This window comes from Caballeronia hypogeia, from assembly GCF_001544875.2.
Lineage (GTDB): Bacteria > Pseudomonadota > Gammaproteobacteria > Burkholderiales > Burkholderiaceae > Caballeronia > Caballeronia hypogeia.
Genome location: NZ_FCOA02000023.1, coordinates 1 through 25856 on the forward strand (window position 1 = coordinate 1; position 25856 = coordinate 25856).

The 25856-nt window shown below is 64.1% G+C and carries 19 protein-coding genes; 12 read left to right on the top strand and 7 right to left on the bottom strand.

What is annotated here, in order from left to right:
- The first annotated feature begins 336 nt into the window (after positions 1-336).
- The 9 genes from ggt (at position 337) to AWB79_RS26820 (ending at position 13141) form a co-directional block, all read left to right on the top strand.
- Positions 337-2250 carry a gamma-glutamyltransferase gene (ggt, locus tag AWB79_RS26780; protein ID WP_061170478.1) on the top strand — a complete coding sequence of 638 codons (1914 nt, stop codon included), beginning with the start codon at positions 337-339 and terminating at the stop codon, positions 2248-2250.
- A 187-nt stretch (positions 2251-2437) separates the two neighbouring features.
- Positions 2438-2842: a thioesterase family protein gene (locus AWB79_RS26785; protein ID WP_061170479.1), complete on the top strand. Its 405-nt coding sequence runs from the start codon at positions 2438-2440 to the stop codon at positions 2840-2842.
- Positions 2843-2871: 29 nt separating this feature from the next.
- Positions 2872-4221 (top strand): phenylacetate--CoA ligase family protein, encoded by a 1350-nt coding sequence (locus AWB79_RS26790; RefSeq protein ID WP_061170480.1) that lies wholly within the window; start codon positions 2872-2874, stop codon positions 4219-4221.
- On the top strand, positions 4218-4988 hold the full coding sequence (locus tag AWB79_RS26795) for an enoyl-CoA hydratase/isomerase family protein (RefSeq protein WP_061170481.1): 771 nt from the start codon (positions 4218-4220) through the stop codon (positions 4986-4988). The genes AWB79_RS26790 and AWB79_RS26795 overlap by 4 nt, the downstream gene beginning before the upstream one ends.
- A complete protein-coding gene (locus AWB79_RS26800) occupies positions 4985-5704 on the top strand; it encodes an HAD family hydrolase (RefSeq protein ID WP_061170482.1) in 720 nt (239 codons plus the stop codon). The genes AWB79_RS26795 and AWB79_RS26800 overlap by 4 nt, the downstream gene beginning before the upstream one ends.
- The gene (locus tag AWB79_RS26805; protein ID WP_061170483.1) at positions 5701-6834 is read left to right on the top strand and encodes a branched-chain amino acid ABC transporter substrate-binding protein; all 1134 of its coding nucleotides are present in this window, start codon (positions 5701-5703) and stop codon (positions 6832-6834) included. The genes AWB79_RS26800 and AWB79_RS26805 overlap by 4 nt, the downstream gene beginning before the upstream one ends.
- Before the next feature lie 79 nt (positions 6835-6913).
- Entirely contained in the window at positions 6914-8722 is a 1809-nt protein-coding gene (locus AWB79_RS26810) for a sigma-54 interaction domain-containing protein (protein ID WP_061170484.1), read from the top strand.
- 144 nt (positions 8723-8866) lie between these two features.
- Positions 8867-9409, top strand: coding sequence for a hypothetical protein (locus AWB79_RS26815; protein ID WP_061170485.1), 543 nt, complete (start codon positions 8867-8869; stop codon positions 9407-9409).
- Positions 9410-9811: 402 nt separating this feature from the next.
- Positions 9812-13141 (top strand): hypothetical protein, encoded by a 3330-nt coding sequence (locus tag AWB79_RS26820; RefSeq protein ID WP_157695855.1) that lies wholly within the window; start codon positions 9812-9814, stop codon positions 13139-13141.
- Positions 13142-13209: 68 nt separating this feature from the next.
- On the opposite strand, the gene AWB79_RS26825 is transcribed toward AWB79_RS26820, so the two are convergent.
- Entirely contained in the window at positions 13210-14511 is a 1302-nt protein-coding gene (locus tag AWB79_RS26825; RefSeq protein ID WP_061170487.1) for an aspartate aminotransferase family protein, read from the bottom strand.
- A 78-nt stretch (positions 14512-14589) separates the two neighbouring features.
- On the opposite strand from AWB79_RS26825, the gene AWB79_RS26830 reads away from it, so the two are divergent.
- The 3 genes from AWB79_RS26830 (at position 14590) to AWB79_RS26840 (ending at position 17195) form a co-directional block, all read left to right on the top strand.
- Positions 14590-15474, top strand: coding sequence for a LysR family transcriptional regulator (locus AWB79_RS26830; RefSeq protein WP_074169434.1), 885 nt, complete (start codon positions 14590-14592; stop codon positions 15472-15474).
- A gap of 132 nt (positions 15475-15606) precedes the next feature.
- Positions 15607-16665: a catalase family peroxidase gene (locus AWB79_RS26835; protein WP_061170489.1), complete on the top strand. Its 1059-nt coding sequence runs from the start codon at positions 15607-15609 to the stop codon at positions 16663-16665.
- Positions 16662-17195, top strand: a complete 534-nt coding sequence (locus AWB79_RS26840) for a cytochrome b (RefSeq protein WP_061170490.1) — start codon at positions 16662-16664, stop codon at positions 17193-17195. Before AWB79_RS26835 ends, AWB79_RS26840 begins: the two co-directional genes overlap by 4 nt.
- Positions 17196-17203: 8 nt before the next feature.
- Here the strand turns inward: AWB79_RS26840 and pdxR are convergent, their stop codons facing one another.
- From pdxR to xsc, 6 genes are all read right to left on the bottom strand, one after another.
- A complete protein-coding gene (pdxR, locus tag AWB79_RS26845) occupies positions 17204-18721 on the bottom strand; it encodes a MocR-like pyridoxine biosynthesis transcription factor PdxR (RefSeq protein WP_061170491.1) in 1518 nt (505 codons plus the stop codon).
- A 130-nt stretch (positions 18722-18851) separates the two neighbouring features.
- Positions 18852-20165, bottom strand: a complete 1314-nt coding sequence (locus AWB79_RS26850; RefSeq protein WP_061170492.1) for an MFS transporter — start codon at positions 20163-20165, stop codon at positions 18852-18854.
- 42 nt (positions 20166-20207) lie between these two features.
- Positions 20208-21881 carry a GMC family oxidoreductase gene (locus tag AWB79_RS26855; protein ID WP_061170493.1) on the bottom strand — a complete coding sequence of 558 codons (1674 nt, stop codon included), beginning with the start codon at positions 21879-21881 and terminating at the stop codon, positions 20208-20210.
- Positions 21882-22097: 216 nt separating this feature from the next.
- Entirely contained in the window at positions 22098-22925 is an 828-nt protein-coding gene (locus AWB79_RS26860) for an IclR family transcriptional regulator (RefSeq protein WP_232471034.1), read from the bottom strand.
- Between the two features lie 8 nt (positions 22926-22933).
- Positions 22934-23947: a phosphate acetyltransferase gene (gene pta / locus AWB79_RS26865; protein ID WP_061170494.1), complete on the bottom strand. Its 1014-nt coding sequence runs from the start codon at positions 23945-23947 to the stop codon at positions 22934-22936.
- Positions 23948-24013: 66 nt separating this feature from the next.
- On the bottom strand, positions 24014-25855 hold the full coding sequence (gene xsc, locus AWB79_RS26870) for a sulfoacetaldehyde acetyltransferase (RefSeq protein WP_061170495.1): 1842 nt from the start codon (positions 25853-25855) through the stop codon (positions 24014-24016).
- Position 25856 lies beyond the last annotated feature (1 nt).

Consider the following 25856-nt stretch of genomic DNA (forward strand, 5'->3'; position numbering starts at 1 on the left):
CTGTTGATACTGAGTTCTTTCGTGCATCGCAACACCTTATACGAAACAGGTGTTGCACTTCAGATTTGAGGCCGCCCTCTAAAAAGTATAGTGACGCGTTGCGATATCGCCACCTTTGTTCCATGGAAGCGATCGTTCGTTTTGCCAATGTTATCGAGTAGTCATTCAATGAGTGAAGCGTTCCATTCGAGCGATGGAATAGGCGATTCTCGCTTCGCATGGCCCTCAAACGGGACTTTCAAAATTGAAAGAACCTACTATCTTTGGAAGCTGGCGCGGCTCGTGAACGGTCGCGCCATGAATTGGCTAATCCTAGGCAGTGCAAAAGGAGCAAGCATGGACCGGTCACCTCAACTCACCGTTCGGCCGCGCGCGCCGCTCACCCGGCGCGCGCTGCTGATCCTCGGTCTGGCCGCGCTGACGGGCGCATGCGGGACCTCACCGCAAGTCACCGAGTCCGCCGCGCCTCCAGCCGCACCGGCCAGCGCAACGCCCGCCAGCGCGCCACCCGCTGCCGCGCTGCCGCCCGCGCCCGAAGTGTCGTCCGGATACCGGCGCGGCATGTCGACGGTGTACGCGCAACGTCATATGGCCGCCGCGGCCAATCCGCTCGCGAGCGAGGCCGGGCGGCGCATGCTCCGGCGCGGCGGTTCCGCGATCGATGCAGCCATCGCGATGCAGGCCGTGCTCACGCTGGTCGAACCGCAGGCGACGGGCATCGGCGGCGGCGCTTTCATCATGTACTGGGACGGCAAGCGGGTGCAGTCCTATGACGGCCGCGAAACCGCGCCCGCCGGCGCCACCGGGCGCCTCTTTCTGCGTCCCGACGGCAAGCCGATGGAATTCAGCGAGGCGCAGATCGGCGGCCGCTCCGTGGGCACGCCGGGCGCGCTGCGCGTGCTCGAACTGGCGTGGCGGCAGCATGGCCGCCTTCCGTGGGCGACGCTCTTCGAGCCGGCCATTCAGTTGTGCGAGAACGGCTTCCCGGTCTCGAACCGGCTGTACACGCAAGTCTCGCAGGACAAGTTCCTGGCGAAGTCGCCCGAGATGGCGCGCTATTTTCTCGATGAGCAGGGCAACGCGAAGCCGGTCGGCACCGTGATCCGCAACCCCGAACTCGCGCGGACCTTGCGGCTGATCGCGCAAGAGGGTCCGAACGCGCTCTATACCGGGCAGATCGCCCGCGACGTGGTGGCGAAGGTCAACGGCAGCGCCAACCCGGGCAGCCTCTCCGAGACCGATCTCGCGCGTTACAAGGCGAAGGAGCGCCCGCCCGTGTGCACCGACTATCAGCGCTGGAAGATCTGTGGCATGCCGCCGCCGTCGTCGGGCGGAATCGCGATCGCGCAGATTCTAGGCATCGTCCAGGCGCTCGGGACCAGGGACCCGCGTTACGCGCTGGCGCCGCTCAAGCCGATGCCGGTCACCACGCCCGCCTTGTTCGAGCCCAACGCGGACGCGGTTCATGCGGTAGCCGAAGCCGACCGTCTCGCTTATGCGGACCGCGGTCTGTACGTGGCCGATTCCGACTTCGTGAAGGTCGATGTCGCCGGGCTGACGAATCCGCGCTATCTCGGCGAGCGCGCGGCGCTGATCGGCGAAAAGAGCATGGGGAAAGCGCAGCCCGGCATGCCGTCGGGCGTGCAGGCGGCATTCGCGCCGGACCGTTCGCCCATGCGCGTATCGACCTCGCAGATCGTGGCGGTCGACGATCGCGGCGGCGCGATCTCGATGACCACCACCATCGAATCCTATTTCGGCTCGCATCTGATGGTGCACGGCTTCATGCTCAACAATCAGCTGACGGACTTTTCGTTCACGCCGGAGGAGAACGGCAAGCCGGTCGCGAATCGTGTCGAGGCGGGCAAGCGTCCGCGCTCCTCGATGGCGCCGACGCTCGTGTTCGATCGCGAATCGGGTGAGCTCGTCGCGACGCTCGGCTCGCCGGGCGGCTCGCAGATCATCGAGTACGTGTCACGCACGCTTGTCGCGTTGCTGGACTGGAACATGGATGTGCAGACCGCCATCGGCATGGCCAACTATGGCAGCCGCAACGGTCCGACCGAGCTCGAAAAGGGACTCGTCACGCCGGAGCTGGGCGAGGCGCTGAAGGCGCGCGGTCATCAGGTCGCGGAGGTCGAGATGACGAGCGGCATTCAGGCGCTCATGCGCAAGCAGCAGGCGAACGGCCGGAAGGTCTGGGCCGGCGGCGCGGATCCGCGCCGCGAAGGCGTGGCGCTGGGCGATTGAACGCCGCCGCAAAGCTCCGCCACCGTAAAGCAACCCGACGACCGTTTCGATTTAAAACGGAAAGAATCTTTCCGGTCTCTTGATCCGGTCTCGCTCGAAACCGCGCAAAGCCCCGCCAGACGGGGCTTTGCCGTGATTGGCCCGGCCCTTGCGTTGATTGCGCTCCAGAACCCGACCGGAGCCGCACATGATCGAACCAGGCCGAGCCGCCACGCTCACCCACACCGTCGCCGACGCGGATCTCGCGTCCGCACACGCGCGCGCCGCGGGCGAACGGTATCCCGATGTCCTGTCCACGCCCGCGCTGCTTGCGCTGATCGAACGCGCGTGCGCCGAAGTGCTGCGCGATTCGGTCGGCGAAGGGCAACTGTCCGTGGGCGTCACCACGCATCTCAACCATCTCGCGCCCACGCCGCCCGGCATGGAGGTATCCGCGACCGCGACGTTCCGCGATAGCGAGGGCGCGCTGTACTGGTTCGACGTCGTCGCCTCGGATGCGCACGGGCCGGTCGGCACGGCGAGCCATGCGCGCGCGATCGTCGAGCGATCCGTCATCGAGGCGCGCGCCGCGAAGCGCCGCCGCATCCAGTAATGCACCTGAAACCGACGAGAGGAAATCATATGGACGTGGCTGTGAATCCCCCGATGCACGGCGTTCTTTTCGACGAGGCGTTCGAGAGGCTCGCGCCCGCCGAAGTGCGCCGTCATCAGGACGCGCTGTGGGCCGCGCAGTGGTCGTATCTGCGCGCGATGTCCGCCTTCTACCGGACCAAGCTCGCGCACTGGATCGAGCGCGACGACATCACGCTCGATACCTTGCAGGAGCTGCCCTTCACCGAGAAGGACGAGTTGCGCGTGAGTCAGGAAGGCGCGTCGCCGTACGGCGACTACGTCGCATGCGCGGAGGGCGGCATCGCGCGCCTGCATCGCACGTCGGGCACGACCGGCCGGCCGCTGATTCTCGCCAACAGCGCGCGCGATGCGCAGGACATCGCCCGCGTCGGCGCGCGTTCGATGTGGGCAGCGGGACTGCGGCCGGACGATCGCGTCGTGCATTGCCTGAACTACTGCATGTGGACGGGCGGCTTCACCGATCACACGATTCTCGAAGCCACCGGAGCGACGGTCGTGCCGTTCGGCATCGGCAATACGCGGCTGCTGATCGATTCGATCCTGAACCTGGGCATCAACGCGATCTCGTGCACGCCTTCGTATCCCGCGCTGATCGAACAGGTGTTGCGCGAAACCGGCGGACCCGCGCCGCGCGATCTCGGTCTGAAGCTCGGTCTGTTCGGCGGCGAGGCGGGACTCGACAATCCCGAACTGCGCGCCGCGATGGAAGAGAAGTGGGGCTTCGCGGTGCGCAACGCGAACTTCGGCTTGTCGGAAGTATTGAGCATTCTCGGCGGCCAGACGGCGTGGACGCACGACCTGCTCTATCACGCGGCGGATGTCGTGTTCGCCGAGATCGTCGACCCGCAGACACTTCAGCGTTTGCCCATCGAAGAAGGCGCGACGGGCGAGCTCGTCTGCACGCATCTGCGCAAGCAATGCCAGCCTCTGGTGCGCTATCGCACGCGCGACGTCGTCACGGTCACCGCGACCGGTCCCGGCCCGGACGGCCGCAGCGCGTGGCGCTTTCGCGTGACGGGCCGCACCGACGACATGTTCAACGTGCGCGGCGTCAATGTGTTTCCCGGCGCGGTGCGGCTCGCGGTCGAGGCGTTGCCGCAATGGGCCTCGGGCATGTTTCGCATCGTGCTGAAAGGACCCGGTCCGTATGACCGCATCGCGATGCTGGTCGAGGCCGCGCACGGCCTGCCCGTCGAACGCTGGGACGATGCGGCGCTGCGCATTCAGACGGCCGTGCGCGAGCGCATCGGCGCGAGCGCGGCGGTCACGATGGTCCCGTTCGAACACTTCCCGCGCACCGAAGGCAAGACGCGCTGGATCGACAAGGAGCCCGCATGAGCTACGTGAAGACAAGCATGGATGGACCGGTGTGCATCGTCACGATGGACCGGCCGGAGCGCATGAACGCGATCAGCGGCCCGCTGCTCGACGATCTGCACGACGCGCTGCAACGCGCAAACGACGACGATGCGTGCCGCGTGATCGTGCTGACCGGCGCGGGCCGCGCGTTCTGCGCGGGCGACGACCTGAAGGAGTTCGGCGAGCAAAGCGCGAGCGATGCGAGCATTCGCAGTCACATTGAACGGATTCAGCGCATCACGCGCGATCTGATGTTCAACGCGAAGCCGGTGGTCGGCGCGGTGCATGGCTTCGCGGTCGGCGGCGGCTTCGAGTGGATGCTCAATTGCGACATCGTGGTCGCGTCTGACGATTTGGTCGCGTTCTTTCCGGAGATGGAGTGGGGGCAGTTCGTGACGGGCGGCGTCACGCAACTATTGCCGCAGTCGGTCGGTCATCAGCGTGCGATGGAATTGTGGCTGCTCGGCGAGCGCCAGAGCGCGCAGTCGCTTCTCGCAATGGGCCTGGTGAACCGCGTCGTGCCGCGCGACGCGATGCTCGACACGGCGATGAGGCTGGCAGCGCGCATCGCGACGCGCTCCGGCAAGTCGATCGCGCGTCTCAAGCGACTGGTGACCGCGGAGCTGACCGACACGCTCGCGCGTAGCCTCGAACTCGAATTCGCGGCGACCATCGAGGCCTTCGCGGACCCCGACGCCGCCGTTCGCGTGCAAGCGTTCGCCACGAGAAAGGAGCAAGCGCGATGAGCCCGAAAGCGTTGACCTTCGACTACTTCGGCACGCTCGTGGACGTGGATCGCGGCGGCACGCTCGGCATGGCGGAAGTGCTGCGCCGCATGTCGATCGAAACCGACGTGCCCATGTTCGACGTCTATCTCGACTGGGACATCCGCAACGTGCGGCTCTATCGCGGCCAGGCGTACGCGCGTTATCGCGATGTCGCGCGCGAAGCGCTCGCCGCCGTGCTCGACGCGCGCTGGCCCGGCGCGCGCCGCGACCACGCGATGGACGAGCTTACCGACGTGTTCCTCACGCATCTCGTCGAAGCATCGCCCGCGCATGATGACGCCGCGCCGTTTCTCGACTGGGCCGCATCGCGCTATCCGCTGATGCCGATCACCAACATGGACAGCGACCTGTGGCGCCGCACGCAGCTCACGCGCTACTTCGAGCATGTGACGACGGCGGAGATGGCGCAGGCGTACAAGCCGTCGCAGGCGATCTTCGCGCTCGCGCTCGAGCGGCTCGCGCTGCCCGCGCAAGATGTGCTGCATTGCTCGCTCGCGAGCTGGGCCGACATCGACGGCGCGAAGCCGCTCGGCATGGCGGTCGCGTGGATCAACCGCGGCGCGGACACGCTCGGCACATGGCAGCCGCGCCCGGATTTCGAGTTCGCGACGCTGTCGCCGGTAAGGAACCTTCTGGATAGTCTTTCGTTCACTACGACTGGGGAATCACGATGAAACCGATGAGAACGGCGATGACGTTCATCGCATGCGCGACGGTGCTGTGCGGTGTCGCGAGCGCGCAGGAAGTGGTGAAGATCGGCGTGGCGGGACCGCTTACGGGCAGCGCCGCGCAAAGCGGCAAGGACGACGAGCGCGGCGTGCGTCTCGCGATCGACGAGCTGAACGCGAAGGGCTTCACGATTGCCGGCAAGCCCGTGAAATTCGAACTGATTTCGATGGACGATCAGGGCGATCCGAAGGTCGGCGTGAATGTCGCGCAGAAGCTCGTGGACGATGGCGTGTCCGCCGTGATCGGCCATTACAACTCGGGCGTGAGCATTCCGGCGGCGCGCATCTACAACGACGCGCATGTGGTGATGATGACGGGCGCGTCGTCGAATCCGGATCTCACGCACCTGGGCTATCCGTATGTGTTTCGTCTCGCCACCAACGACAACGTGATGGGCGGCCGCATGGCGGTCTATGCGAAGCAGGTGCTCGGCGCGCAACGCGCCGCCGTCATCGATGACAGGACCGCATACGGCACGGGGGTGGCCGACGTGTTCATCAAGACCGCGCAGAAGGAGGGCTTGCAGATCGTCGCGCGCGAATACAGCACGGACAAGGCCACGGACTTCAAGGCCATTCTCACGCAGATCAAGTCGCGCAATCCGCAGGTCGTGTTCTACGGCGGCTACTATGCGCAGGCCGCGACGCTCGCGCGGCAGATGGGCGAGCTGGGCGTGAATGCGACGATCGTGGGCGGCGACGGCATCTGTTCGCCTGAGTTCGACAAGCTCTCGGCGGGCGTCGCGGACAAGCGCATGTTCTGCGCGCAGGGCGGCGCGCCGCTCGATACGCTTCCCGACGGCAAGACCTTCCGCGCGAAGTTCAAGAGCACGTTCAGCGCCGATGTCGATACATACGCGCCCGCGTTCTACGCCGCAACCCTCGTGGTCGCGGACGCGATGCAGAAGGCGGGCTCGGCGAAGCCGGAGGTGTTCGTGAAGACGCTGCGCGAGCAGTCGTTCACGAGCATTCTCGGCCCCGTGAAGTTCGATTCGAACGGCGACTGGATCGATGCGCCGGTGACGGTGTACAGGCTGAACGGCGGCGCGCTGACGGCCATCGCGCAAAAGGATTAGTGGATATGGCGCGGCGCGCGGTAGCGGGATTTTGTCCTGCTATATTCGAAGCCATCGCCCGACCGCTCGCAGGTTAGACATGGCCACCGTCGTCGCGCCCGATCCCGACATCGCCACGCTGGAAAGCGCGCTCGCGTCCGACCGCTGGCGCAATGCGCGCCGTCTCGCGGCGCGCGAAGCACACGCGTGTATCTTCACGCTCGACCGCGGCGGTCATGTGCTGGAAGGCGTCGAGCAGATCGCCGATGCCGTGCTCGATGCGTTCTTCGCGCGCTGTCCCGCCGTGCAGCTCGCCGCGCTCGCCGAAGCGGCCACGGTGGCCTCGGACGGGCGCTGCGTCGCCCTCAAGCCGCAAGGCGCGGCCGCATCGGTGGCGCAGGCCTTCGCGTTGCGCGTCGACGCGCGCGGCCGGCGTGTGTTCCTCATCGCGTTGTGCGCGCCTTCATCGGTCGATACTTCGACGGCCGCGTGGGTTTCGCTACTGGGCGCAACGCTCGATGTCCTCCTGCACAGCGCCTTCGATCTCGCCGCCTACGACACGCTTGTCGAGGAGCAGCGCGCGATCATCGATCATATCGGCGACGGGCTGATGGTGATCGGGCAGGGCCATGTGCTGCGGCACGTCAATTCGGTCGCGGGACGCATTCTCGGCATCGATCCGAAGACGAGCATCGGCAAGACGCTCAATGAGGTGATCGACTTCGAGCCGATCATCGGGGCGATCTATCGCACGGGCGTGGGCTATGTCGATCGCGAACTCATCATCGATTCGCCCGCGCGTCACCTGCATTTGCTCGATACCGCCATTCCGATCAAGAACCGCTGCGGCGAAGTGGTGTCCGTCGTCAATACGTTTCGCGAGATGCGGCGCGTGCGCAAGATGGCCGGGCGTTACGCGGGCAACCATGCGCGCTTCACTTTCGACAGCGTGATCGGTTCGAGCGCGGGCCTCAAACGTGCGCTCGATGCCGCGAGGAAAGCGGCGCGCGGCGCTTCGAACGTCTTGTTGTCGGGCGAGAGCGGCGTCGGCAAGGAAGTCTTCGCGCAGGCCATTCACAACGCGAGCGCACGCGCCGGCCAGTCGTTCATCGCGATCAATTGCGCGGCGCTGCCGCATGCGCTGATCGAAAGCGAGCTCTTCGGTCACGCGCCCGGCAGCTTCACGGGCGCGGCGCGCGAGGGGCGGCCGGGCAAGTTCGAATCCGCGGATGGCGGCACGGTGTTTCTCGACGAAATCTCGGAGCTGCCCATCGACGTGCAGGCGAAGCTTTTGCGCGTATTGCAGGAACGCGAAGTCACGCGCATCGGCGACACGCGCGGCATTCCGGTGGACGTGCGCATCATCTGCGCGAGCAATCGCGACCTCGCGTCGATGGTGCTCGCAAAGACCTTTCGCGAGGACCTGTACTATCGCTGCAACGTGATCGAGATCACGATTCCGCCATTGCGCGAGCGCCGCGAAGACATACGCGCGATGACCTCGTTCTTTCTCGACCGGTACTGCACGCGCATGCACAAGCCGACGCCGGAAATCGTCGAGCACGCGTTGCGGCAGCTCGAAGCGCACGACTGGCCGGGCAACGTGCGCGAGATGGAGAACCTCGTCGAGAAGATCGTCAACTTCAACGAAGGCGAGCGTATCGCGGATGTGGCCTCGCTGCTCGGTGGCGCATCGGTATCGCAGACGAGCGGGGCGGCGATGCAACGTCGCGATACGCCGGTATCGCTGAAAGAGGCGGAGCGCGTCGCGATACAGGCCGCGCTCGAAGCGTGCAGCTTCAACGTGACGAACTGCGCGAAGCTGCTGCAAGTGTCGAAGCCCGCGCTCTACGCGAAGATGAAGCGGCACGGGATACGCATCGAGCGCGGATTTCGACGAGTGGAATGAACCGTCGACGTGCCTTTGGTCGCGTCGGCTTGAAAGCGCGCGCGCAGCGACTACACTCAGAAGGCATTCGCCGCGACAACGCATGTCCGCGCGGACGTGCGGACATGCGCACAACTCACGAAAATCGGGACCACGGAGGCCGCCATGACGACGCTGCCCGGCCGGGACATCGGCATGCGCGCGCGCCCGTTGCGTTACGCGCCGCGCGTGGTCCGCGTCATTCTTGCCGCGTTGGTGTTCCTGTCGCTCTGCCGCGTGGAGGTGCTTCGAGCCGCGAGCGCCGCACCGGCTTCCGCGCCCGTGACGGCCGAAGCCGGCGGCGGAATCGCCGAAGCCATCCTGCGCATCGTCGTCGTGGTGGCGGTGCTGATCGTGGCCGGCGGCTTCGCTTTCGCCGGACTCGACATCATCAGGCGCACGCTCGGCGACGAGAAGACACGTTTCGGCTTGCGCAGGCACTGGGGCGGTTTCGGCGGCGCATCGACGGGCTGGTATCTATCACCGGGACTCGTGCGGCTGCTGCTTGGCGGGCTGCTCGCGTTGTTCGCCGCGATGCTTTGCCTGACCAGCGTCGAGGCGGTATTCAATCAGAAAAACGCGAAGCAGCCGTCTGAAGCGGGCGCGGCGTCCGCTTCGAGCGCGCCGTCCGCCGCGGACGCGGGCAAGTCGCAGCACAAGGCCGAATGAGCGGAGCGCATCATGCCGATACGCATGAAGATCACGGCCGACCCGCTCAATCCCGCGAACATCGCATCGACGAAGCCGGCCAATTCGCCCGCGCGTCGCATCTTCGAGCACGAACTGAAGCGCTATTGCGATGGCCAGACGCGCGGTCGGTCGTTTCTCATCGCAGGGCATCGGGGCGCAGGGAAGACGACACTGGTCGCGGACGTCATCGACGAAGCAGTCAAGGCCGCCAACGCGGGCGCGACGAGACTTCGGCCGCTGCCGGTTTTTCTGCACGGCCCGAGTCTTTTCCTCGATCTCAACGAGCTTGCCGACGACGAGCCAGCGCCGCCGCCCGCGACGAAAGAACCGCCGGCGCCCGATGCGCCCCAGGCATCGGCGCTGGAGGAAATCGCGAAGGCGGTGCTCTCGGTCACGTCGAAGAAGGAATCCGAAGAGAAGGCCGACGAGCCGGTCAGTCTCGAAGCGCGTGCAAAGCGATCGCTGGAGCAGGTTGTTCTGTGTCTGCACCGCGCGGTGATGGAGGAATTCGCCAACAGTTACCGGCGCCATGTTTCCGCGATGCTCGGGCAGAAACCGCAAGCGGAAGACACCGCCGCGTCGCCGGACGGGCCCAAGCCTGATGTCGTGCCCGGCCAGTCACCGCCGGAAGTGCAAGCCGGCGCCGCCAGTCCGCCACCCAAAGCGGCCGACCCGTCAAAGGCCGCGGCGACGCCCGCATCGACGCCGGAGCCGGAGTCGCCGGACACCGGCCTTGCCGATGACGCCGACGCCATCCTGTTGCACGAGAAAAGCGACTGGCTCGAACTCGCGGCCCAGTTCGAGACCGAGCTGATGGAAAATCCTCCCGCCGTGAGGTTGCGCCAGTTCTACGCGTGCATTGGCGCGCTGGGCTCGGGAGTGCTGCGCGCGCCGCAAAATCCGCGAGTCGATACCCGGGCTTCCGATCAGGGCGCGCGGGAACTGGTTGCGCTCAACGGAATCTGCATGGCGCATCAGCGTGTGTCGGGCGAGCTGAGCGGACGTAATATCGACGCATCGAGCGAAAAGAGCGAGACGCGCAGCGAAACGCAAAGCACCTGGGCGGGCCAGGATGTGCTCAAGCCGCTGACCGCGATTCTGTCGGGCGCGCTGGTGGCGGGCGGCGCGGTCGCAGGCTTGAAAAGCGCGTGGATGGCCGTGTTGCTCGGCGCGTTCACGTCGCTCGGGGCGGCGTGGGCGTTCAAGTATTCGTCATCGACCACGAAGAGTCACGAACGCCAGCTCGATCTGACTTTCATTCCCAACCTCAGGGCCGAGACGCTCGACCGCGTGCTGCCCACGCTGCTGCGCCGGCTGACGAATGCGGGACTCGCGCCTGTGCTGGTCATCGATGAGCTGGACAAGCTCGGCGAGCTTTCATGGCGGCTCGAAGCGATGGTGCGTTATCTCAAGAAGCTGATGACCGAGAATGTCTTCTCCTGTTTTCTCACCGACCGGAGTTATCTGGAATTCGTGTCCCTGGGCGAGCGCAAGCAGGCTTATGGCAAGACCTATTCCTACTTTTCGCATTCGCTGTTCGTGTTCTACGAGCCGCGTGATCTCGACGCCTACATGACCGATTTGTTCGACATCACCGGCAGCGTGACTGAAGAAATCGATGTGGAACTGCTCAAGTGGATCCTGCGTCACCGTTCGGAGATGCACGCGCTTGGACTCAGCCGCGAGATCGCCGCGTTACGGATGAACGACAACGACATCGTCATTCAAGGCGACCTTCGGAAGTCGCCGCTCTACACCATCGACCTGACGCTGCAGGTGGCCATCGAGTACTTTTTGAGCCGCGAAGACGTCAATCAATGGCTGGCGCTACGCCCGAAGATGCGGCTTACCCTCATCGACGCGCTTTACTACATATCGCGTTGCTGGCGCAATGGCGATGCTGAGATCGACCTGAGCTCGCCGGGCGGAGAAACGATGTTCTTCGACTATCTTCGGGGGCGCGTGAATCTCGTCGAGGTAAGCAGACGCGGCCAGTCTGACGCTCAGGCAAGCGATGCGACCTTCGAGGCGCTGATAGAAAGCGACAGGACGACGTTGCTCAACATCGTCCGGGAACTCGCGAAGGAATTGGCCGCGCTGGCGCCGCGCTTCAAGTCTCCGCCGGGCACCAAGACGCCGTTGCCGCCGGGGGCCGTGGTGCCGCGCAGCGAAGTGCTGGGCGCCGTGCGCTCGGAAATGGAGTCCATCCTCGAAGAAACGGGACCGTGGCGATACCGTTTCCGCAAGGTGATTGAAGACGTGACGATCCAGCCGTTCGCACAAGCGGGAGCAACGGCTAGTCCTGACGCCGCTGGCGTGGTGCTCGGCGAAGCTTCGGGCGTGACGCAGCAAGGCGAAGCGGAGAAGGCGGAAAGCATGGCCGAGCGGCTCGACAAGATAGCCCAGCGCGCCCGGCCTTCCATTGATTATCTCGACCGGCTCGAACGCGTGCTTTCGCCGTTGGTGCTCTCTCTGGATCGTCCGGATACGTCGGTCTATCAAACGCTTTCCGACCGCCTCGGCCTGATCCCCGTCTCACCCGGCTGGAGCCATGCGCAGCAGGCGCAGAACCGCCTCAGGCAGGCCATTTTCACGAACCTGAGCATAGAGGAGCTGCAAACCGATATCACCGATCTCGAAGCGTTCAAAGCCAATGTACAGCTTTGCGTGCCGTCGATCTGCGCCGCGTTGGGTCTCGCGGTGGGACTGGGGCAATGTCGCGTGCTGCCGGGTGAGCCGTATCCCGCCCCCGCCCCACCTGATTCGGATTACTTTCGCGGCTTGCTTGCGCTGTCCACCGGCCTGAAAAGCCGCACTCGTGATATTAGAAGTGTGGAATACACGCTGAAGGAGTTTCAGAATCAATTGAGAGTGCGTTTTCCCGCGTCGAACGTGACGCTCGAATGGCCCACGCCGCTCTCGGAATCTCCGGCACTAGACCATCCGTTCGATTACATCACGAAATACTGCGAAGACTGCCGACTAGGCTGTGCCGGACTCTTGAATTATTCGTTCTGGGGGGAATTCGACTCGCGGGCGTGGCGGAACTTTGATTTCGAGCCCAACGGCGAGCCGCTTCTGGAAGAAAATCGGCCCACGCAATTCGAGCTTATCTGTTGCGCGGCAGCCGGGCGCGGACCCGCACGCTATTTCGAGCGCAATCCGGTGTCCGTGCCGGTGGAAGACTGGACGAGCCTGGTCGTGCGCGTCATGAAAAGCTTTGAGATGGGGGGGATCAATTTCAACCCATGGGCTGAGGTTCCGGAAAATCTATTTCCGCTTGCATTGCGAATGCTTAACTTCCATCTTCTCGGCCCGGCGCGTATCAGACCCGCGCTGATGGAATGGAGCGCGCTGTTCCGTGACGAAATGCTGACCGAGCAGATCGAGTCCTTGTGGTGGCCGTCTCCGCAGCACCTTTCCAGTGAAGACAGCTTTGTGAAGAGGGTGATCGTGTATGTGCGCTCCGAGCCGCACTCGGCGTCACTCGCATGGACCCGTTCGCCACCAGGCGAGGCGCTTGTCGTGGTGACGGCGAGGGAGTTCGATGACCAGGTCGCAGCGCTGTTGCCGCTCGTCGGTGCGGGATCCGAAATCCGCTTGCGATGGGAAGGGAAAATCCAAGGCAGCTTTCGGACGAGGGTTGGCAATATGCTCGCCGGCTACAAGGGCAAACTGAACGTCAGCGCCGAGACTATTTCCGAGGAATGAGCGTGGCGCGATGCGAAGCCGGATTCCGCGCGCGGCCCAGGCGCGTGGAATCCGGCGCTCACATCACGTTACATCGCCCGCTCGATCGCCTTGCCCAGCAGCTCGACGCCCAGATCGATCTCCTCCTCGCTCACCGTCAGCGGCGGTGCGATGCGGAACACCCCGCCCATGCCCGGCAACTGCACGATGTTCATGCTCAAGCCGAGCTTCATGCACTCGCGCGTGATCTTCGCGCCGAGGCCATCGGCGGGCTCCTTGGTGCGCCGGTTCTTGACGATCTCGACGCCCATCAGGAGACCGCGTCCGCGCACGTCGCCGATGCACTCATGACGCTCCATCAGATTCAGCAGACCATTTCTGAGCCGTGCGCTCATCACGTTCGCGCGCGCGACCAGTCCTTCGCGTTCGACGACATCCAGCACGCGCAAGCCGACGGCGGCGGGAAGCGGATCTGATACGTGCGTCGTATAGAACAGATAGCCGCGCTCGTGCGCCTTCTCTTCGATCTCCGCCGAGGTCACCACCGCCGCGAGCGGCAAACCGGCGCCGAGCGTCTTCGATAGAGTGAGAATGTCGGGCGTGACGCCGTCGCGCTCGAAGGCGAACATCGTGCCCGCGCGGCCGATGCCGGTCTGCGCTTCGTCGAGGATCAGCAGCATGCCGCGCTGTTCGCATTTGCGCTTGAGCGCCGCCATATAGCCTTCCGGCAATTCGATGATGCCGCCCGAAGAAAGGATCGGCTCCGCGATGAAGGCCGCGAGATTGCCGCTCGACTGACGGTCGATCAGATCGAACGCATAGTCGAGCTCGGCGAGGTAATCGTATTTGCCATTGCGCTCGAATTGCGGGCGATACGTGAACGGCGCGGGAATCGCGAACGAACCGACCGCCGCCGGACCAACGCCCTTGCGGCCCGCGCTGTAGGTCGCCGACGCGGCATGACCCGTCATGCCATGCCACGACTGCGCGAATCCGACGACTTCGTACTTTCCGGTCACGAGCTTCGCCATGCGGATGGCCGCTTCGTTCGACTCCGCTCCGGTGCTCAGCAGGAGAGCACGGTCGAGGCCGGCGGGCGTGATGTCGGCGAGGCGCGTCGCAAGATCGACAACGGGCCGCGACAGCATTCCGCTGAACAGATGATCGAGCTTGCCCGCATATTCGCTGATGACCGAGACGATCTCCGGATGGCTGTGGCCGAGCACGGCGCTCATCTGTCCCGAAGTGAAATCGAGGATCGCGCGGCCGTCCGCGTCATAGACGAAGCTGCCCTGCGCGCGCTCGATGATCATCGGCTCGAAAGTGCCGCCGTAGCGGATCAGGTGCTGCCTGGCATTGCGCCAGAAAACTGCATCGTCGTTCAGGGACACGGCGCACTCCTCGCGGAAACGTTGGGGATGACTTGCAGTCTAGTCGCCTCTCTGGTTTTATAGAAACGAATAGTTCTAATGCGAGTTAGAAAAGGAGCTAATACCTTGAGTCAGTCGCTCGAGATCGATTTGTTGCGCTCGTTCGCCGTCATCGCCGAGGTGCGGGCGCTGAGCCGCGCGGCCGAGCGCGTCGGCCGCACGCAATCCGCGCTGAGCCAGCAGATGAAGCGGCTCGAAGAGATCGTCGATCAGCCCTTGTTTCAGCGCACCGGGCGTGGCGTCGTGCTGACGAATCCCGGCGAACGTCTGCTGATCCACGCGCACCGCATTCTGCGACTGCATGACGAGGCAATGGCCGATCTCTCTGGCAAGGGACTGTCGGGCAGCATTCGTTTCGGCTGTCCGGACGACTACGCCGCCGTGTTCCTGCCTTCCTTGCTACGGCAGTTTTCGAGTCATCATCCGCACGCGCTCGTCGAAGTCGTGTGCGGGCCCACGCCGAGACTCATCGAACAACTGCATAAACGCGCGCTCGATCTCGCGATGATCTCGCTTCCTGACAACGACGCGAATGACAACATCATCCGGCGCGAACAACTGGTGTGGGTCGGCAGCGCGGGCCTCGATGCCGCTCGCTTCGATCCGTTGCCGCTCGCGCTCTCCGACCCGGATACGCTCGATCACGTCGCGGCCTGCGACGCGCTGCGGCGCGCCGGCCGCGCGTATCGCATCGCGTATGCGAGCAGCAGTCTCGCGGGACTCATCGCGCTGGTGCGCTCGGGACAGGCCATCGCCGTCATCACGCAGACGGCCGTGCCGCCGGATCTCTGCGTGCTCGATAGCGATCCGGCGCTGCCCGTCTTGCCCCGCGTCGGCATTACGCTCGAGTTCGAGCGCGAGCGCCCGTCGCTTCTGACCGCGGCATTCGCGGAACACATCAGGTCCTTGCTGCCGATGCTGTGAGCAAGCGTGCAACGCGCTTCCCCCGGGCAAAAGAAGACAAAGGGGGTATCTGCGAATTTTGCGCGCTTTTGGCACGATTCCCGTCACGCTGATAGATTACCGTGCAGCGGATTCGTCGATCGAGAGACTACGATGACTGATAAATCATCACCACGCTCGCCTGTTCCTGCGCTGATCCTGATCGCGGCGATCGTGGCCGCGCTGGTCGCGGCCTTCGCATATACGGCAGGCTGGCTTTCGCCCAATCGCCTCACGCCCAAGAAGATCGTCGGCAGTCTCGCGCCGCCGGGCGGCGCGGTGCCGGGCTTCAGACGCAATCACGCGAAGGGCATCTGCTTCACCGGCGACTTCGAATCCAATGGCTCGGGCGCGGCGCTCTCCAAAGCCAAAATGTTCATGCCGGGCACCTTTCCCGTCACCGGGCGCTTCAATCTGGCGACGCCCGACCCGAAGGCATCGGATGCAATGACGCGCGTGCGCGGCCTGAGCCTGCGCGTCGTCATGCCGGACAGAAGCGAGTGGCGCTCCGCGATGATCGATGCTCCGATCTTCCCCGTCTCGACGCCGCAGGCATTCTTCGAACTGCAACGTGCGCTCGCCAACAAGAACGATCCCGAGTCGATGCAGAAGTTCGCCACCGCGCATCCCGAGATTGCCGCGTTCGGCCAATGGGCGGGCAGCGCGCCGTGGAAGGCATCGTATGCGGAGGAACGCTACAACAGCCTGAATAGCTTTGTGTTCACGAATGCGGACGGCCAGGCCCAGACGGTGCGCTGGTCCTTCGTGCCGGCGGCGAAACCGGAGAACCTGACCGCCGACGACCTGAAAAAGAAGGGCGCTGACTTTCTCGATGCCGAGATCACGCAACGCGTGCAGGGCGCGCCGCAACGCTGGGCCATGGTCGTGACGGTCGCCGACCCGGGCGATCCCACGGCGGACCCGAGCAAGGCGTGGCCGGAAGATCGCCACACGGTGGAAGTAGGCACGCTAGTCGTCAAGGCGATCGAGCCCGAGCCCGACGGGCCGTGCCGCGATCTCAACTTCGATCCCACCGTGCTGCCCCCCGGCATGCGCGTCTCCGACGATCCCTTCCCCGCCGCGCGCTCGGCCGCCTATTCGGTGTCGTTCAATCGACGCGCCGCCGAGGACAAGGACTATCCGCACACGCCCGCGCAAGGAGCCAGGCCATGAACGCGATCCACGAGCGCTTCTCGCCACTGCAGCGCGCGCTGCACTGGATCATGGCGATCTGCATCCTCGCGATGCTGTTCATCGGCGTCGGCATGGTGTCGACGGTCAGGCCGGACTATCTGAAGCTGGTGTCGATCCACAAGCCGCTGGGCGTCGCGATTCTCGTGCTCGCGCTGATTCGCCTTGCGGTGCGCATCACACGCGGCGCGCCGCCGCTGCCCGCGAACATGCCGGAACCGATGAAGCTCGCTGCTTACCTGTCGCACTATGCGTTCTACGCGCTGATGATCGCGTTGCCGCTGCTCGGATACGGCATGTTGTCGGCGGCGGACTATCCCATCGTGTTGGGCGGATTCACGCTGCCCTCGCTCCTGCCGCACAGCAATTCATTGCACACGCTGCTGTGGAACGCGCATCGCTTTCTTGCGCTGTGCTTCTTCGCGCTGATCGTCGTGCATCTCGCTGCGGCGCTGTTTCATGCGCTCGTGCGGCGCGACGGCGTGTTTCACGCGATGGCGCCCTGGAAGTAGCGCCCGAGTCAGGGTCTGCGTTGCTGCACGACCTGCGCGAGCGCGCGCACGCCCGGCTCGATGAGTTCCGCGCGTATCGCTGAAAAGCCCATGCGGAAGCAACACTGGCCATCGGCCGGATCGGCGAAGAACACGCTGCCCGGCTCGATCAGCACGCCGAGCGCCTGAGCGTCTTTTGCGAGGCGCGTCGCGTCGAGCCACGGCGGCCCTTCGACCCAGCACGACGCGCCGCCCGTCACCTTCGAGGCGCGCAACTCGGGCAGATGCGTGGCGAGCGCATTCATCAGCACTTCGGCGCGCTCCTTGTAGACGCGCCCGAGCTTGCGCAACAGCGTGTCGTGATGACCGAGAGCCAGAAACGTGGCGAACGCGCGCTGAATGTAAGCCGCCGGGTGCCGGATCATCAGCCGGCGCAGCGCGCGCAATTCGCGTATCAGGGTGCGCGGCGCGACGATATAACCGAGACGCAGTCCCGGCGCGAGCGTCTTCGACAACGAGCCGATATACACCACGCGCTCCGCCGTATCGAGGCTTTTCAATGCGGGATGCGGCGTGCCCGAGAACGTGTTCTCGCTTTCATAGTCGTCTTCGATAACGATGAAATCATGCTTCACCGAAAGGTCGAGTAACCTGCGCCGCCGCTCGATCGGCATGGTCACCGTGGTCGGGCATTGATGGCTCGGCGTGACATACACGTAATCGCAGGAGGCGACCGCGCTTGCATCGTCGATGACGGCGCCTTCTTCATCCACATGCAGCGGCACGATCTGCGCATTGCGGTGCTGGAAGATGTTGCGCGCATCGGGATAGCCGGGATTTTCCATGCCGACTTTCGTTTCCGGCCCGCACATGAGATCCGCGATCAGATACAGCGCCTGCTGACAGCCGTTCGTGACGACGATCTCCTCCGGCATCGCGAACACGCCACGGCGCGGCAGGACGCGCGTGCGTATCTGCTCGACGAGCGTTTCATCGTCGCGCTCGATCAGGTCGGGCGCCCAGTTGCGAATCTCCATGACCGAAAGGCCGTGCATGCAGCTCTCGCGCCAGTCGCTCGTGGGGAACAGCTCGGTATCGAATTGCCCATAAATAAAGGGGTATTCGTAGCTTTGCCAGTTCGAAGGCTTGACGATGTTGCGCTGATTCGACGGCGCATGCTTGATGCGCGCGCTCCAGTCCGGATGCCCTTGCTGCGCTTCGATGCCGGGCGCATCCTGCATGCCCGTGGCGGTGAAGCCGCGTTGCAGTTCATCGGTCGCCGGGTTGACGAAATGGCCGCTACGCTCGCGCGACACGAGATAGCCTTCTTCGACGAGCTGCTGATAGGCGAGCACCACCGTATTGCGCGACACGTTGAGCTGATCCGCGAGCTCGCGGCTCGAAGGCAGCGCGGTGTCAGGCGCGATATGGCCGCTCAGGATCGCGTTGACGATCATCTGGCGGATCTGGTTCTGCAAGCTCATTCCCGAGACCCGCGAGCGCTCGAAGAGCTGCGCCCAAAGCGTGGCGGTTGGTCGGGTAGGCATTGCATGTCTCCTGCTGAAAGTTATCGTGATCTTTAAATATTACGTGTGGCTTGCGCGCTTCGCCAGTGCGATAAAAAACCGCCGCGCCGATGCTACGGCGCGGCGGTTTCATCGACTTCGTTCCGAAGATTCAACTCACTGAAAACGCCAGTTCGCGCCGCTGCCGCAACCCGACCCACGCCGCCGACATCGCGCTGATGATGCCCGCCGCGAGGCAATATCCCGCGATCATCCACGGATCGCCGCCATTGCGTTGCAGCAGCCACGTCGCGACGATCGGGCTGATGCCGCTCGCGAAGATGCCCGAGAACTGATACACGAAGGAGATGCCCGAGTAGCGTACTTTCGCGTCGAAGAGTTCGGAGAAGAGCGCGGCCTCGGGTCCGTAGATCGATGCGTACACGACGCCCAGCGGAATCACGACCGCGAGCCACGCGAGCATCGTATTGCCGCCGCTGTGTTTCATGAGCCAGAAGCCGAAGAAGGCGGAAAGCCCGGTGGCGAGCGATCCCCAGAAGTAGATGCGTGCGCGGCCGACGCGATCGGAGAGCCGCCCGAAGAACGGAATCGTGAAGATCATCACGAACGCGGCGACCATCACGCCGAGCAAGGCCTCGGTGCGCTGCATATGCAGCGTGCCCGTCAGATACGAGATCGAGAACACGCCGAACACATTGAAGAACACGCCGTCGATGAAGCGTGCGCCCATGCCGGCGATCGTATTGCCCGGATATTTCGTGATGACATCCATGATCGGCATGCGCGCCTCGCTGCCCGTCTTGCGGATGCGCGTGAACTCCGGCGTTTCCATCACGTTCAGGCGGATATACATGCCGATGACGACGAGCGCGAACGACAGGAAGAAGGCGAGACGCCAGCCCCAGGCGAGAAACTGCGCGTCGGTGAGCGTGAGCGACAGCGCCGCGACCACGCCCGACGAAAGACAAAGCCCGAGCGCAAGACCGATCTGCGGAATGCTCGCATAGAAGCCGCGCTTGTTTTCAGGCGCGTACTCGAACGCCATCAACACCGCACCGCCCCATTCGCCGCCGAGCCCGATACCTTGCAGCACGCGCAGGAGAAGGAGCAGCGAAGGCGCCCAGATGCCGATCTGCGCATACGTGGGCACCATGCCGATCAGCACGGTCGCCACGCCCATGATCGTGAGCGTCATCACGAGCATGCTCTTTCTGCCGATGCGGTCGCCGAAGTGACCGAAGATCACGCCGCCCAGCGGGCGGCTCAGGAAACCGACGGCGAAGGTGCCATAGGCGAGCATCGTCGAGATGAGCGGATCGTCGCTCGGAAAGTACAGCTTGTTGAAGACGATTCCGGCAACCACGCCATATAAAAAGAAGTCGTACCACTCGATCGTCGCGCCGATCAGACTCGCGACGACGACCTTCCTCATCTGCTTGCCATCGGCTCGGGGCAGTGCGTTCATGAGTTGTCTCCGGGTATTTTCCTGTACATGTGAGACTTGTGTTCAGTCTCTGTGGCCTGCATGGGCCATGGGCTTGTTCACAACCGCTTCGGGTGCGTCTTCGACGCGAGTGACGTGCTGATAGCGCTGGTCTTCGAGAATCATGTCGGCGGCTCTCTCTGCGATCATGATGACCGGTGCATTCGTGTTGCCCGATACGAGCTCGGGCATGATCGACGCGTCGACCACGCGCAGACGTCCGATGCCGCGGACCTTCAGGCGCTCATCGACAACCGCGAGGGCATCGCTGCCCATCTTGCAGGTGCCCGCCGGGTGATAGATCGACTGGCTGAACTTGCGCGCTACTTCGAGCAGATCGGCGTCGGTCCGATACTCCGGTCCGGGAATGAATTCCGACACGATGTGTCTGGCAAGCGATGGCGCCGCGGCGATGCGACGAGCGACCTTGATGCCGCCGATCACGACGTGATGATCGCGTTCGTCGGACAGATAGTTCGCGCGAATCGCCGGATAGTGCAGTGGATCGTTCGAACGAATCTCCACGCTGCCACGGCTATGCGGCCGCAACTGACACACGGAAGACGTGAACGCCGAAAACGGATGCGCGCCCTGGCCGGGTTTGTCCGCGGAAAGCGGCTGCATGTGAAACTGGATGTCCGGCCGCGTGAGTTCGGGCGATGAGCGCGTGAAGATCGCGACCTGGCTAGCCGCGAGCGTCAGCGGCCCCGTGCGCGAGATCGCGTATTGCAGGCCGACGAGCGCCTTTTTCAGCGGATTGTTGACCTCGTCGTTGAGCGTGCGTTCGCGCGTCTTGAAGACCAGCCGCACTTGCAGATGATCCTGCAGGTTCCGCCCGACGCCAGCGAGTTCATGTCTGACCTGCACGCCCGCATGATCGAGCACGCGTGAAGGGCCGATGCCCGAGTTCTGAAGAATCTGCGGCGAGCCGATCGCACCGGCGGCGAGAATGACTTCGACGCGCGCGCACACGGTCTTCACGACGCCTTCGTGCACATACTCGATGCCGGTCGCTTCGCGCCCATTGAAGAGCACCTTGCGCGTTTGCGCGCGGGTCTGCACGATCAGATTGCGCCGCTCGCGCGCGGGCTTGAGAAAGCCCTTCGCGGTGCTCCAGCGAAAGCCCTTGTAGGCCGTTTGCTGGAAATAGCCGACGCCTTCCTGTGTCGCGCCGTTGTAGTCTTCGTTGAACGGGATGCCGATCTCCTGCGCAGCCGCGATGAAATGATCCGCGATGGGCCGGCGCAGACGCAGATCCGATACCTTCAGCGGGCCGCCCGCGCCGTGATACTCGCTCGCGCCGTGTTCCTGATCTTCCGATTTCTTGAAGTAGGGCAGCACATCCCTGTAGCTCCAGCCCGTGTTGCCGAGTTCGGTCCAGCGATCGTAATCCTCGCGCTGGCCGCGCACGTAAAGCAGCCCGTTGAGCGAGCTGGAACCGCCCAGCACCTTGCCGCGCGGCCAGTCGATGCTGCGTCCGGCGAGCGCATCGTCCGGTTCCGTGCGATAGCACCAGTCGAGCTCGGGGTCGTGCATCGTCTTGAAGTAGCCGACGGGGATATGAATCCACGGGCTGGAATCGGGGCCGCCCGCTTCGAGCAGCAACACCGTATTGGACGGATTCGCGCTCAGACGGTTGGCGAGCACGCATCCTGCCGAGCCCGCACCGACGATGACGTAATCGACTTCCTGCTGCATGACGCCTGTCTCCTGAAGTCTTCTTTTGGAATGAATCGTTTCGCTTGCAGTACGTTCAGAGTGGAACAAGCGGGCGATGACGCCAAGAAGAAAACGCGAAAGGGCGCGAAAGTGAAACGGAAAATGCGAAATTCGATTCAGTATCCAAGAGGTGTTCGGGTTGTCCCTTACGCGTGTTTCAATGGTTGGATATCCGAACTAAAGGCGATCGATACGTCAGAAGGTGGCCGTGAGTTCGGCCGCTGCCTGCTGAAGACGCGGCACGAATGTGAGCGCGCGCGACAGGGCCATGCGCGACACCGGTGCATGCACCGCAACCGCCGCGATGCATTTGCCGCGCGAATCGAACACCGGAACGGCGACGCACGCGATGCCGAGGACGAACTCCTCGTTGTCCACGGCGAGTCCCTTGTGTGCGATGCGATCCAGCTCCGCTTCGAGCAGGTTGGGGTCGTCGAGCGTGTTGGGCGTGAAGCGTTCGAGCGGCATCGCGCGGATCAGCGCCGCACGATCGTCGCGCGGCATCATCGAAAGAAGCAGCTTGCCGCTCGCGCTGCAATGCGCGGGCACGTGTGAGCCGGGCTTGAGTTCGAGCCGCAACGCCCATGCCGATTCGCAACGGTCGAGATAGAGCACCTGCGTGTCGTGCAGCGTGCTGAGGTTACAGGTCTCGCCGAGATCGGCGACGAGATGTTCCAGTATTGCGTGACGTTGCCGTCGCGCGCCGCTGTGCATCATCACGTCGACGCCTAGCCGTTCGAGCCTCGGGCCGATCACGTAGGCGTTCTTCTGGCCCGGCTCGCGCGCGACGAAGCCGCCGGCTTCGAGCGATTGCAGCATGCGGTGCAGCGATGCCTTCGGCTGCCCGATGCCGGTGGCGAGATCCGCGAGCGACAGCGCGCCTTTTGCGGCTACCAGATGTTCGAGCACGCTGAAGGCGCGCAGCGTGGGCGTGTCGGCGCGTGCCGACGTTTCGATGAGCGGTGCGCTTTCCGTCGCTTCGGTGTCGACGAACGCGTCTTCGGTTTCGGCTCGCGTATCCATGATGCGGGTCACATGGTCTGATGCCGCGCGGCCTGCGCCTGCACGCAGGTCACGGCGATGACGTAATAGATGTCGTCGGCGCTGCAACCGCGCGACAGATCGTTGGCCGGCTTCGCGAGCCCTTGCAGCAAGGGTCCAATGGCCTTCGCGCTGCCGATGCGCTCCGCCAGCTTGTAGCCGATGTTGCCCGCTTCGAGACTCGGGAAGATCAGCGTGTTGGCGTGCCCTTCGATTTGCGAGTGCTGCACCTTGCGCATCGCGATCTCCGCGACGATGGCGGCGTCGAGCTGCACGTCGCCGTCGATGGCGAGACCCGGGCGCGCTTCCTTCACGCGCCGCGTCGCCTCGATCACCTTGTCGACGGCGGCGTGGTGGGCGCTGCCGCTCGTCGAGAACGACAGCATCGCGACGCGCGCGTCCTCCATCAGCAGATTGCGCGCGCTGTCGGCGGCGGCCATGGCGATTTCGGCGAGCTGTTCCGCATCCGGCTCGACGACGAGCGCGCAGTCGGAGAAGATCAGTCCGCCTTTCATCGTATGGAAAGGCTCGCACAGCATCATCAGAAAGAAGCTCGACACCAGCTTGAACGAAGGGCGCACGCCGATGATCTGGATCGCATGGCGCACCACATCCGCGGTCGTGTTGACCGCGCCTGACACGGAGCCGTCCGCTTCACCCAGACGCACCATCAGGTTCGCGAAGCACAGCGGATGGAGCACGGCCTTGCTCGCTTCCTCGGCCGTCATGCCTTTCTTTTCGCGCAGCGCGTAGAGCTCTTCGGCAAAGCGCTGCGTCTGCGCGGCGTGCGAAGGATCGATCAGTTCGATGCCTTCGAGGTCGATGCCCGCGGCATCCGCGACCTGATACGCGCGCGCTCGGGAGCCCGCGAGGACGATGCGCGCGATGCCTTCCTTCTGCGCGCGAACGGCAGCCTGCAGCACGCGTGTGTCTTCGGCTTCGGAGAGGACGATTCGCATCGGCAGGTCGCGAGCCTGATCGATGATGCGATGCATGGCTTTCATGGCGGGCTCATGGTGATTGAGAAGAGAACGCCGCCCCGAGGGCGCGGGACGGCGTGACCGCTGGACTTAAACGTAGTCCTTGTACTTGTCGAGCATGCGAACCGGCTTGGACAGCGCATCGCGGCGGAACGGGTCGCCCAGCTCGCGCGTGCACATGATCTCGATGATCGTCGTCTTGCCGTGATTCATCTGCAGATCGATGGCCTTCTTGAGCGCCGGGCCGACATCCTCCAGCTTGTCGACGACGATGCCTTCCGCCCCCATCGCCTTCGCGATTTCGGCGAAGCTCTGGTTGTCGAGCTCGCCCGCGACGAAGCGGCGGTTGTAGAAATCCACCTGGTTCTTCTTTTCCGCGCCCCATTGACGGTTATGGAACACCACGGCCGTCACGGGAATGTTGTGGCGCACGCAGGTCATGGTTTCCATCAGGCTCATGCCCCATGCGCCATCGCCCGCATAGGAAACGGCCGGCCGATGCGGCGCCGCGACCTTCGCGCCGATGATCGTCGGGAACGCATAGCCGCAATTGCCCCAGCTCATTGCCGCAAAGAAGCTGCGCGGCTTGTTGAAGCGCAGATAGCTGTTGGCGACCGAGTTGATGTTGCCGATATCGGTGGACACCATCACGTCCTCGGGCATCGCCTTTTCCAGCTCGCGCAGAACCTGACGCGGATGCAGATACTGGCCGCCACTGAACGGCTTCTCGCTCTTCTGTTCCTCGATCATGTCGAGGCTGTACGGGTCGCGTTCGTGCGTCCACTCGTCGAGCTCCTTCTCCCACGCGGCCTTTTCATCTGCAATGGTCTTCGCGCGCGCGTCCTTCGTCGCGTCGCAGTCGAGCTTGCGATCCGCGAGACGTTGCGTGAGCGCGATGGCGGTCGCCTTCGCATCGCCGCAAATGCCCACTGAAATCTTCTTCACGAGGCCGAGCATCTTGTGGTCCGCGTCGATCTGGATGACCTTCGCTTCCTTCGGCCAGTAGTCGAGACCGTGTTGCGGCAGCGTGCCGAACGGTCCGAGCCGCGAGCCGAGCGCGATCACGACATCGGCCTGGCTCAGCAGCTTCATCGCGGCCTTCGAGCCTTGATAGCCGAGCGGACCGCACCACAGCGGATGGTTCGCCGGGAACGAGTCGTTATGCAGATAGCTGTTCACGACCGGCGCGCCCAGACGTTCGGCAAGCGCCTTGCATTCCTCGACAGCATCCGACATCACCACGCCGCCGCCCGAAATAATGACGGGGAATTTCGCTTCGGCGAGCAGATCGGCTGCTTCGTTCAGGCTCTGGTCGCCGCCGGGGCCGCGATCGAGACGTTGCGGACGCGGAATCTCGACCTTGACCTGGCCGTAGAAATAGTCGCGCGGAATGTTCAGTTGCGTCGGGCCCATTTCCGACATCGCGCGATCGAAGCAGCGCGCCGTGTATTCCGCCATGCGCGCCGGATGCGTGACGTGACCCTGATACTTGGTGAATTCCTGGAACATCGGCAATTGCTTGGCTTCCTGGAAGCCGCCGAGTCCGATGCCCATCGTGCCCGCCTCGGGCGTCACGATCACCACCGGGCTGTGCGCCCAGTACGCGGCTGCGATAGCCGTCACGCAATTGCTGATGCCCGGACCGTTCTGGCCGATCACGACGCCATGACGGCCTGACACGCGCGAATAGCCGTCCGCCATATGGCCCGCGCCTTGTTCATGCACCACCGGAATCAGGCGGATGCCGGCGGGGGCGAAGATGTCCATCGCGTCCATGAATGCCGAACCCATGATGCCGAACATCTCGGTCACGCCATTGGCGGCGAGCGTCTCGACGAATGCTTCTGACGGGGTCATCGCCTGCGGACCGCTGGGCGCCGCAGTGGCGGCGAGAGTGGTCCTGGAAGGACGGGCTTGGTCGTGCTCGCTCATG

What these genes read in the sequence shown, in the direction of transcription:
- AWB79_RS26860 (WP_232471034.1), bottom strand. Translation starts at nt 22,925, where the DNA reads ATGGATACGCGAGCCGAAACCGAAGACGCGTTCGTCGACACCGAAGCG.
- AWB79_RS26850 (WP_061170492.1), bottom strand. Translation starts at nt 20,165, where the DNA reads ATGAACGCACTGCCCCGAGCCGATGGCAAGCAGATGAGGAAGGTCGTC.
- AWB79_RS26810 (WP_061170484.1), top strand. Translation starts at nt 6,914, where the DNA reads ATGGCCACCGTCGTCGCGCCCGATCCCGACATCGCCACGCTGGAAAGC.
- AWB79_RS26830 (WP_074169434.1), top strand. Translation starts at nt 14,590, where the DNA reads ATGCGAGTTAGAAAAGGAGCTAATACCTTGAGTCAGTCGCTCGAGATC.
- pdxR (WP_061170491.1), bottom strand. Translation starts at nt 18,721, where the DNA reads ATGCCTACCCGACCAACCGCCACGCTTTGGGCGCAGCTCTTCGAGCGC.
- AWB79_RS26795 (WP_061170481.1), top strand. Translation starts at nt 4,218, where the DNA reads ATGAGCTACGTGAAGACAAGCATGGATGGACCGGTGTGCATCGTCACG.
- AWB79_RS26785 (WP_061170479.1), top strand. Translation starts at nt 2,438, where the DNA reads ATGATCGAACCAGGCCGAGCCGCCACGCTCACCCACACCGTCGCCGAC.
- AWB79_RS26805 (WP_061170483.1), top strand. Translation starts at nt 5,701, where the DNA reads ATGAAACCGATGAGAACGGCGATGACGTTCATCGCATGCGCGACGGTG.
- AWB79_RS26800 (WP_061170482.1), top strand. Translation starts at nt 4,985, where the DNA reads ATGAGCCCGAAAGCGTTGACCTTCGACTACTTCGGCACGCTCGTGGAC.
- xsc (WP_061170495.1), bottom strand. Translation starts at nt 25,855, where the DNA reads ATGAGCGAGCACGACCAAGCCCGTCCTTCCAGGACCACTCTCGCCGCC.
- AWB79_RS26815 (WP_061170485.1), top strand. Translation starts at nt 8,867, where the DNA reads ATGACGACGCTGCCCGGCCGGGACATCGGCATGCGCGCGCGCCCGTTG.
- pta (WP_061170494.1), bottom strand. Translation starts at nt 23,947, where the DNA reads ATGAAAGCCATGCATCGCATCATCGATCAGGCTCGCGACCTGCCGATG.
- ggt (WP_061170478.1), top strand. Translation starts at nt 337, where the DNA reads ATGGACCGGTCACCTCAACTCACCGTTCGGCCGCGCGCGCCGCTCACC.
- AWB79_RS26855 (WP_061170493.1), bottom strand. Translation starts at nt 21,881, where the DNA reads ATGCAGCAGGAAGTCGATTACGTCATCGTCGGTGCGGGCTCGGCAGGA.
- AWB79_RS26835 (WP_061170489.1), top strand. Translation starts at nt 15,607, where the DNA reads ATGACTGATAAATCATCACCACGCTCGCCTGTTCCTGCGCTGATCCTG.
- AWB79_RS26790 (WP_061170480.1), top strand. Translation starts at nt 2,872, where the DNA reads ATGGACGTGGCTGTGAATCCCCCGATGCACGGCGTTCTTTTCGACGAG.
- AWB79_RS26840 (WP_061170490.1), top strand. Translation starts at nt 16,662, where the DNA reads ATGAACGCGATCCACGAGCGCTTCTCGCCACTGCAGCGCGCGCTGCAC.